Origin of the sequence: Verminephrobacter aporrectodeae subsp. tuberculatae At4 (genome assembly GCF_000193225.1) — a bacterium.
GTDB lineage: Bacteria > Pseudomonadota > Gammaproteobacteria > Burkholderiales > Burkholderiaceae_C > Acidovorax > Acidovorax aporrectodeae.
The window spans coordinates 1-8,595 of record NZ_AFAL01000717.1 but is presented as its reverse complement, the minus strand read 5'-3'; the positions used below and the strand labels follow the sequence as shown (position 1 = coordinate 8,595).

General features: G+C 67.0%; 9 protein-coding genes. 7 read left to right on the top strand and 2 right to left on the bottom strand.

Features of this window, described 5'->3' with window-relative positions; all coding sequences use genetic code 11:
• Positions 1-284, top strand: a 284-nt coding sequence (locus VTU_RS0120510) for an ATP-binding protein (RefSeq protein ID WP_322835869.1), incomplete at its 5' end; no start/stop codon positions are given.
• A 102-nt stretch (positions 285-386) separates the two neighbouring features.
• Positions 387-989 carry a TIGR00645 family protein gene (locus VTU_RS0120505; RefSeq protein ID WP_029554612.1) on the top strand — a complete coding sequence of 201 codons (603 nt, stop codon included), beginning with the start codon at positions 387-389 and terminating at the stop codon, positions 987-989.
• 27 nt (positions 990-1,016) lie between these two features.
• Here VTU_RS0120505 and VTU_RS0120500 read toward each other — a convergent pair whose 3' ends face one another.
• Together VTU_RS0120500 and VTU_RS0120495 are read right to left on the bottom strand one after the other, a co-directional pair.
• A complete protein-coding gene (locus VTU_RS0120500) occupies positions 1,017-2,024 on the bottom strand; it encodes a P1 family peptidase (protein WP_010108091.1) in 1,008 nt (335 codons plus the stop codon).
• Between the two features lie 77 nt (positions 2,025-2,101).
• Positions 2,102-2,611, bottom strand: coding sequence for a cupredoxin domain-containing protein (locus tag VTU_RS0120495; RefSeq protein WP_010108089.1), 510 nt, complete (start codon positions 2,609-2,611; stop codon positions 2,102-2,104).
• Positions 2,612-2,813: 202 nt separating this feature from the next.
• Here VTU_RS0120495 and VTU_RS0120490 point away from each other — a divergent pair, with 202 nt between their 5' ends.
• From VTU_RS0120490 to VTU_RS0120470, 5 genes are all read left to right on the top strand, one after another.
• Positions 2,814-3,533 carry a FadR/GntR family transcriptional regulator gene (locus VTU_RS0120490; RefSeq protein ID WP_010108087.1) on the top strand — a complete coding sequence of 240 codons (720 nt, stop codon included), beginning with the start codon at positions 2,814-2,816 and terminating at the stop codon, positions 3,531-3,533.
• A gap of 31 nt (positions 3,534-3,564) precedes the next feature.
• The gene (locus tag VTU_RS0120485; protein ID WP_010108085.1) at positions 3,565-5,169 is read left to right on the top strand and encodes an ABC transporter substrate-binding protein; all 1,605 of its coding nucleotides are present in this window, start codon (positions 3,565-3,567) and stop codon (positions 5,167-5,169) included.
• A gap of 55 nt (positions 5,170-5,224) precedes the next feature.
• Entirely contained in the window at positions 5,225-6,214 is a 990-nt protein-coding gene (locus VTU_RS0120480; RefSeq protein WP_010108084.1) for an ABC transporter permease, read from the top strand.
• A gap of 1 nt (position 6,215) precedes the next feature.
• Positions 6,216-7,055: an ABC transporter permease gene (locus VTU_RS0120475; RefSeq protein WP_010108082.1), complete on the top strand. Its 840-nt coding sequence runs from the start codon at positions 6,216-6,218 to the stop codon at positions 7,053-7,055.
• A 5-nt stretch (positions 7,056-7,060) separates the two neighbouring features.
• Positions 7,061-8,595, top strand: a 1,535-nt coding sequence (locus VTU_RS0120470) for an ABC transporter ATP-binding protein (protein ID WP_010108081.1), incomplete at its 3' end; no start/stop codon positions are given.

The following is an 8,595-nucleotide window of genomic DNA, read 5'->3' as shown; positions in this document are numbered from 1 at the left end:
CCTACTCGAATCGGCTCGAGGTCACCAGCCCGGGAGCGCTACAGAATTCGATGACCGTCGAAAAAATGCTCGCGGGACAACGCTCGCCCCGCAACACAGCCATCGTCGACGTGCTGCGCGACCATGGCTATGTGGACGCGCGTGGCATGGGGGTGCGCCGCAAGATCGTTCCGCTCGTGCGGGCCGCCAGCGGGGCAGAGCCCGACTTCGAAGCGACCGAGGACTACCTGAAGCTGATTTTGCCGCGCTCTGATCCGGGCGGCCCGAACTCGCCCCTGAACTGAAGTGACCTGGCAAAACCGGTTCCGCAGCGCCCGCTGGCCAAGGCCACGCTTCCGCCTAAAATCGCGCCCGCCCGAAACCCTCTCCCTCTGTCTGCACGCTCCATGTCGCCTCCCCGACCCACTCCCCCCGCACCGTTGCGCCCCCTGCCCACGCTGATCTTTGCCAGCCGGTGGCTGCAACTGCCGCTGTACCTGGGTCTGATCCTGGCGCAGACGGTGTACGTGTTCCATTTCTGGGTTGAACTGCTGCACCTGATCAAGGCCGCGCTGGGCGACACGGCGGCGCTTGGGCAACTGGTGTCGAGTATCGGCTACCGCAGCGACGCCGCGGTCACCGCGCTGAATGAAACCATCATCATGCTGGTGGTGCTCGCGCTGATCGACGTGGTCATGATCTCCAACCTGCTGATCATGGTGATCGTGGGCGGCTACGAAACCTTTGTCTCGCGCCTGCGCCTGGAGGACCACCCCGACCAGCCCGAGTGGCTCAGCCATGTGAACGCCTCGGTGCTCAAGGTCAAGCTCGCGACCGCGATCATCGGCATCAGTTCGATCCATCTGCTCAAGACCTTCATCAACGCGGCCAACTATGACCTGAAGGTGCTGATGTGGCAGACCATCATCCATGTGGTGTTCCTGCTCAGCGCGCTGGCGATTGCGCTGACCGACCGGCTGATGACCCCTTCCGAAGAGCGGCGGCGCTGAGCCGCGCCACACGCCACGGCGCTCAGTTCAGCCCAACGCCCCCGCAGCAGGCAAATACAGGCCCTGCGCGGTCGTGATCGACGCTGCCGCGCGCGCGGCCCGTGCGGTGGCGACGGCCGTGGCCTCCGCAGCCATGGTGGCCAGCAGCAGCATCCCCGGGTTTTTTCCCGCGCGGCCGGTGCCCAGGCAAAAGAGGGTGTCGCCGTCGGACATGGTGTGCACGGGGTTGATGCTGCGCGCCAGGCCGTCGTGCGCGGCCACGGCCAGGCGGTGCGCCTGCGCCTTGGTGATGACGGCGTCCGTGGCCACCACGCCGATGCTGGTATTCGTTCCCGCGAGCAGGGACTGGGGGGCGTCGCCGCGCAGCAGGGCGCGGCGCGTGTCGCACAGGCGCAGACCATCCTGCGTGCGGGCGCCGGCGATCACCTGGGCGCTGTCGGGGTCGATCACGTCGCCCAGTGCGTTGCAGGCAATCAGCGCGCCCACGGTCACACCATGGACGGTGACGGACGCCGTGCCAATGCCGCCTTTCATCGCGCGCTGCATGCCAAAGGCCTTGCCCAGCACGGCGCCCGCACCTGCGCCCACATTGCCTTCGGCCGGGTCCCGGGTGCATGCGGCCTGGCACGCGGCATAGCCTGCCGCCGCGTCGGGGCGTATGCGCATGTCGCCCAGCAGCAGGTCGAACAACACCGCCGCGGGCACCAGGGGCAGGCGGCCCACGGCCACGTCAAAGCCTATGCCGTGCTCTTCCAGCCAGCGCACGGCGCCGGTGGCGGCGTCCAGCCCCCAGGCGCTGCCGCCGGCCAGCACGACGGCGTGCACCTGGTCCACCAAGTTGGAAGGGTGGAGCAAATCCGTCTCGCGCGTTCCGGGGGCCGCGCCGCGCACGTCCACGCCGGCCACGGCGCCCTCGCGCGCAATGACCACGCTGCAGCCGGTGGGACGGCGGGTTTCGGTGCAGTGGCCGACCTCGATTCCGGCCACGCGGGTGATGCTGCCAGCGTCGCCGGCCAAGGAAACAGGGGAATGCATGGCCGCCGATTGTCGGGCAATCCGCGCGGGGTCAGGGCAGGCGGCGCGCTGGAGGCACGCGCCGTAGCCACGGCGTGTCAGCGTTTGCGGGGCAGCACGGTGATGCTGCCGATCATTCCCGCCTGGGCGTGGCCCGGGACCAGGCAGGCGAAGGCAAAGCTGCCGGGGCGGTTGAAGGTCCAGACGATGTCCCCCTTGTGGCCCGCGCTCACATGGGCCATGTGGGGTTCGCCGTGTTCCATGGCGGCGTTTTTCTGCATCATCTCGGCGTGCTGCTCCAGCCCGTGCGCCGTTCCGATCACGATTTCATGCTGCACCTGGCCCTTGTTTTCGGCGCGCAGGCGCAGGGTCTCGCCCTCGCGCACTTCGATCCGGTCGGGGGTAAAGCGCATGTCGTCGGTCATGCGGATGCGGATGGTGCGCACCACGGCCCTGGCGTCGCCCGCAATGCCCCAGGCTTTCTGCACTTTCTTCAGCGCAGGGGCGTGCGCGCCGTGGTGCGCTGCGTCCCCATGCGCCGGGGCTGCGCTGGCGCTGGCGCCGAGCACCCAGACGGTGGCGGCGGCGATGAAATGCATGGTACGCATACGGTGTGGGCTCCTTTTGGGGGGGCCATTATGCCCACCAGGTACAGCAGCGCCACGGTGCCAGCTACAGCCCGTCCGCGCGTACGGCTGGCACCGAAATTGCACCTGCCAGCATCACAGGTAAACCCGAATGACAAGCCCTCATTTCTGCGTCAAATTGGTCTTGCCACTTGGCAGCCTGACACTGAAAGCCACGTCTCTCATGCCGACCCTTGAGCCCATCAACGTCTCCCGCCTGTACCGGATGATTGCCAGCCAGATCAAGGAAAAGATCCGCAGTGGCAGCTACCGCACGGGCGAGCGCTTGCCTGCGGAACGCGAACTCGCCGAGATGCTGGCGGTCAGCCGGCCGTCGGTGCGCGAAGCATTGATCGCGCTCGAAATCGAGGGCTGGGTGGACGTGCGGGTGGGCAGTGGTGTGTACGTCACGGGCCCGCAATCGCGCCTTGCCTCGTCCGCAGGGCCCATGGCAGCACCGGCCTTGCTGGACATGGGCGCCGCCGACCTGCTGCAGGCCCGCCTGCTGGTGGAGCCCCATTGCGCCGAACTGGCTGCGCGCCACGCCACACCCGCCCAGATCGGGCAGATGCAGGAGGCCGCCCTGGCGCTGCCTGGATCCGAACAGCCTTTCAGGCACAACGACCGGCTGCACCTGCTGATTGCCGAGGCCAGCGGCAATGCCGCGCTCGCGTCCACCGTGCAGCACCTGTGGGCCCTGGGCGAGCGCAGTGCCATCTTCAACAAACTGAACCAGCATTTCGTCTATGGCCAGGTGTGGGAGCAGGCGCACAACGAACACCTGCCGCTGCTGCGTGCGCTCCAAAAGCACCAGCCCGCCGCGGCACGGCGTGCCATGCGCGACCATCTGCTGGGAATCAGCCGCCGCCTCGGCCTCGACGCCAGCGAGGACCGGGAAATGTGACCCCCCTGTTTTTACTTCCCAGGAGAGCCGAATGAAACCGCCCCTTCCCCGTTCCAGCCGCCGCCAGGCAAGCATCGCCCTGGCGCTCGCTGCCGCGCTGCTCGGCGCAGCCAGCGTCCGAGGCCAGAGCGTGCAAGGCCAGACGCAGGGGGGAACGCTGAGCGCCATCGTCCAACCCGAGCCCCCCACCCTGATGCTGGGCCTGAACCAGCAAGCGCCCACGATCTACGTGGCCGGCAAGATCTACCAGAGCCTGCTCACCTATGACGCCCAGCTCAGGCCGCAGCCCGCGTTGGCCAGGTCGTGGAAAGCCTCCAGCGACGGCCTGAGCTACACCTTCGAACTGCAGCGCGGCGTGAAGTGGCACGACGGCAAGCCCTTCAGCGCGGCCGACGTGGTGTTCAGCGTCGACAAGTTCCTGCGCACGGCCCACCCGCGCAGCCGCCTGGTGATCAACAGGTACCTCGACTCGATCACGGCCATCGGCGAGCACGGCGTCGAGTTCAAGCTCAAGGAGCCCTTCTCCCCGTTCATGAGCCTGTTCGTCGTCGACAACATGCCCATGATTCCGAAACACATTTACGAAGGCAGCGATTTCTACAGCAACCCGGCGAACCAGACGCCGATCGGCACCGGCCCGTTCAAGTTCAAGGAGTGGAAGAAGGGCTCGCACATCGTGCTCACCCGCAACCCCGATTACTGGAAAAAGGGCCTGCCCTGCCTCGACGAAATCGTGTTCCGTGTGATCCCCGACGCCGCGTCGCGCGCCGTCGCGTTTGAAAAAGGCGACGTGCAGTTGCTGCGTGGCGGCGACGTGGACAACGTCGACATCAAGCGCCTGAAGGCCCTGCCCAACGTCACGATGAGCACCCGGGGCTGGGAAATGTACGCACCGCTGGCCTTCATCAGCATGAACCAGCGCCGCCCCCCGTTTGACAACCTGAAGGTGCGCCAGGCGGTGATGCACGCGATCAACCGCAAGTTCATCGTCGACAACATCTTCTTCGGCATGGGCAAGATTGCGACCGGTCCGATCGCCTCGACGACGCTGTACTACGACCAGAACGTTCCGCAGTACGCGTTTGACCTGAGGAAGGCGCGCGCGCTGATTCAGGAGTCGGGCGTGAACGTCGGCGCCACGCCGGTGCGGATCCTGTCCTTCCCCTACGGTTCGGCCTGGGATCGTCTGGCCGAGTACACCCGGCAGAGCCTCGAACAGATCGGCTTCAAGGTGCAGATCGAGCCGGCCGACGCCGGCGGCTGGGCCAAGCGCTTGGGGGATTTCGATTTTGATCTGACCTTCAACTTCACCTACCAGTACGGCGACCCGGCGCTCGGCGTGGCGCGCCATTTCCTGTCGACCAACGCCGTCAAGGGGTCGCCCTTCGTGAACAACCAGGGCTACCGGAACCCGAAGGTCGACGCGTTGTTCGCCAACGCAGCGGCGGCGCGCAGCCCGGAATTGCGCCAAAAGCTGTACTCCGAAGTGCAGAACATCCTGATGGCCGAGGTCGCCAACGGTGTGTTGTTCGAGATCGAAAACGCCACCTTCCATCAAAAGCACATCCGCAACCTCGTGCAGACCGGCATCGGCCTGAACGAGAGCTTTGACGACGTCTGCTTCGACAAGAAGTGACGCCGCCCCGGCCCGCCGCAGACCCTGTGGTCCCTGTAGACCGGAACGCCGTCCCGTGAAACTGATCTCCTTCCTCAGCGCCAGACTGGGCAAGGCCCTTTTCGTCATCCTGGGCGTGGTGGTCCTGAACTTTCTGTTGATCCGCCTGGCTCCCGGCGACCCGGCGAGCATCATGGCCGGCGAGGCCGCATCCTCGGACCCGGCCTACCTCGCGCAACTGCGCCAGCGCTTCGGCCTGGACCAACCGCTGTGGCTGCAACTTGGGCTGTACGTCAGGGGCATCCTCCAGTTCGATCTGGGCTTTTCCTACCGCAACAACCTGCCGGTGCTTGACCTGATCCTCGAGCGCCTGCCCGCCACGCTGCTGCTCATGGCGCTGGCGTTCGTCTTCTCGCTGCTTGCGGGGGGCCTGCTCGGCGTGATCGCCGCGCGCAGCCGCTACACCGGAGAACACACTTGGCTGGACAGCCTGATCATGTCCGTATCGCTGCTCTTGTACGCCACCCCCTTGTTCTGGCTGTCGCTGCTGCTGATCATTCTGTTCTCCGTCACGCTGGACTGGCTGCCCGCGTTCGGCATGGAGAGCGTGGGCGCAGGATTCGTCGGCTGGGCGCGCGCCAAGGACATCGGCGCGCACCTGGTGCTGCCGGTGGTGTCGCTGGGCTGCTTTTTCATGGCCGTCTACGCGCGCCTGACACGCGCCTCCATGCTCGAGGTGATAGGTCTGGATTTCGTCAGGACGGCGCGCGCCAAGGGCGTCCCGCCGGGCCAGGTGATCCGCCGCCACGTCCTGCGCAACGCCATGTTGCCGGTGCTGACCTTCGCCGGAATCCAGCTCGGCCAGATGGCGGGCGGTGCGCTGCTCACGGAAACCGTGTTTGGCTGGCCCGGCATTGGCCGGCTCATGTTCGACGCGCTGATGCAGCGCGACTACCAACTGCTGCTCGGCGTGTTTCTGGTGACCTCCACCATGGTCGTGCTGCTCAACCTGATCACCGACCTGCTGTACCGCTTGGTCGATCCGCGCATCGAATCGGAAAACTGAGATGAAGAAATTCATGCGCCGTTTTGCGACCCACAGGGGCGCGCTCGCGGGCCTGGTGATCCTGGGCCTGGTGGTCCTGATGGCCCTGTTCTGTTCGGTCTGGTACGGGGAATCGCCCTGGGCCATGGTCGCCGAGCCCCTGCTCGCGCCGCTGACCGACCGCACCTACCCGCTGGGCACCGACATGCTGGGTCGCGACCTCGGCGCCGGGCTCGCCCATGGCGCGCGCGTGTCGCTGCTGGTGGGGGGCGCGTCCACGCTCGCAGCCGTGGTGTTCGGTGTGCTGGTCGGTGCGCTGGCCGGCTTTTACGGCGGGCGCATCGACGACCTGCTGATGCGCTGCACCGAGTTCTTCCAGAGCATTCCGCAACTCGCCATGGCCGTGGTGCTGGTGGCCATCTTCACGCCGTCCCTCTACTCCATCGTGGGGGCCATCGCCAGCGTGTCGTGGCCGCCCGTGGCGCGGCTGGTGCGCAGCGAGTTCCTCTCGCTCAGGCAGCGCGAGTTCGTGCAGGCCGCGCGGGTGATCGGGCAAGAGCCGGCGCGCATCATCTGCACGCAGATCCTGCCCAACGCGATGCCGCCCATCATCGTCACCGCCTCGCTGATGATCGCGAGCGCCATCCTCACCGAATCCTCGCTCTCCTTTCTGGGACTGGGCGACCGCAACCTCATGAGCTGGGGCTTCATGATCGGCGCCGCCCGCACCATGCTGCGCGAAGCGCCGCTGATGAGCCTGTTGCCCGGAATGGCGATCCTGCTGACCGTGCTCGCCATCAACCTGATCGGAGAGGGCTTGAACGACGCGCTGAATCCGCAACTGCGCAAACCGGGGGAGTGACTCCCATGTCCGCCATCGCTTGCACGCCCCCGCTGCTGAGCGTCGAACGACTCACCGTGGCGCTACCCGCCGGCAGCGACCGCGCGCACGCCGTCAGGGACCTGTCGTTCGAGCTGCGCGCCGGAGAAATCCTGTGCATCGTGGGCGAATCCGGCAGCGGCAAATCGATCAGCGCCAACGCCATCATGGGCCTGCTGCCGAGCCAGCTCAGGCCACAAGCGGGCCGCATCCTGTTCCAGGGCCGTGACCTGCTGCAACTGCGCGAGCACGAACTGCTGGCGCTGCGCGGCAAGGACATGGCCATGGTGTTCCAGGAGCCGATGTCGGCGCTCAACCCGCTGATGCGCGTCGGCGCACAGATCGCCGAGGCACTCGCGGTGCACGGCGCCTGCCCGGACGCAGCGCGCCACCAGCGCGTGCTGGCGCTGCTGGAATTCGTTGGCCTGCCCGACCCGGAGAGCCTCCAGGACGCCTACCCCTTTCGCCTGTCCGGCGGCCAGCGCCAGCGCGTGATGATCGCCATGGCGCTGGCGCTCGAGCCGGCAATGCTGATCGCCGACGAGCCCACCACCGCGCTGGACGTGACCACGCAGGCGCAGATCCTGGCGCTGATCCAGCGCATCCAGACGCGCATGGGAATGGGCGTGATGTTCATCACGCACGACTTCGGCGTCGTCGCCGACATCGCCGACCGCGTGGCCGTGATGGAAAAGGGCATCCTCGTCGAGCAGGGCCCGGCCGATCAGTTGCTCAACCACCCGCAGCACCCCTACACCCGGCGCCTGATCGCCGCAGTACCGCAGCTGAGCGCTCAGGCCCACGCCAGCAGCACCGATCCGACGCACCCGGCGCTGCTGCAAGTGCAAAACCTGCGCAAGACCTACGTGACCGGAGGCGGCCTGTTCGTGCGCCGGCGTGTGCTGCACGCGGTCGATGGCGTGAGCTTCAGCGTGCAGCGCGGCCAGACCCTGGGAATCGTGGGCGAGTCCGGCTCGGGCAAATCGACCATCGGCAAATGCCTGCTGCGCCTGCTCGACATCGACGGTGGCCAGCTCCTGTTCGACGGCACCGACATCGCGCCGCTGTCGCAGACGCAGTTGCGGCCCCTGCGCCACAAGCTGCAAATGATCTTCCAGGACCCGTTCGCGTCGCTGAACCCGCGCCACACGGTGGGCCGCAGCATCAGCGACGGCCCGGTGGCCAACGGTGTGCTCCGCGCCGAGGCCGAGCGCAAGGCGCGCACGCTGCTGCGCCTGGTGGAACTCGACGCATCGGCCTTCGACCGCTACCCCCACGCCTTCTCGGGCGGCCAGCGCCAGCGCATCGGTATCGCCCGCGCGCTGGCGCTGGAGCCGCAACTGCTGGTGGCCGACGAAGCGGTATCGGCGCTGGACGTCTCGGTACAGGCCCAGGTGCTCGCGCTGCTGCAGGACATCCAGCAGCGCCTGAACCTGGCCATGATCTTCATCACCCACGACCTGCGGGTCGCAGCGCGGCTGTGCCACCGGATCGCCGTCATGCACCAGGGCCGCATCGTCGA

What these genes read in the sequence shown, in the direction of transcription:
- VTU_RS0120495 (WP_010108089.1), bottom strand. Translation starts at nt 2,611, where the DNA reads ATGCGTACCATGCATTTCATCGCCGCCGCCACCGTCTGGGTGCTCGGC.
- VTU_RS0120505 (WP_029554612.1), top strand. Translation starts at nt 387, where the DNA reads ATGTCGCCTCCCCGACCCACTCCCCCCGCACCGTTGCGCCCCCTGCCC.
- VTU_RS0120500 (WP_010108091.1), bottom strand. Translation starts at nt 2,024, where the DNA reads ATGCATTCCCCTGTTTCCTTGGCCGGCGACGCTGGCAGCATCACCCGC.
- VTU_RS0120475 (WP_010108082.1), top strand. Translation starts at nt 6,216, where the DNA reads ATGAAGAAATTCATGCGCCGTTTTGCGACCCACAGGGGCGCGCTCGCG.
- VTU_RS0120485 (WP_010108085.1), top strand. Translation starts at nt 3,565, where the DNA reads ATGAAACCGCCCCTTCCCCGTTCCAGCCGCCGCCAGGCAAGCATCGCC.
- VTU_RS0120490 (WP_010108087.1), top strand. Translation starts at nt 2,814, where the DNA reads ATGCCGACCCTTGAGCCCATCAACGTCTCCCGCCTGTACCGGATGATT.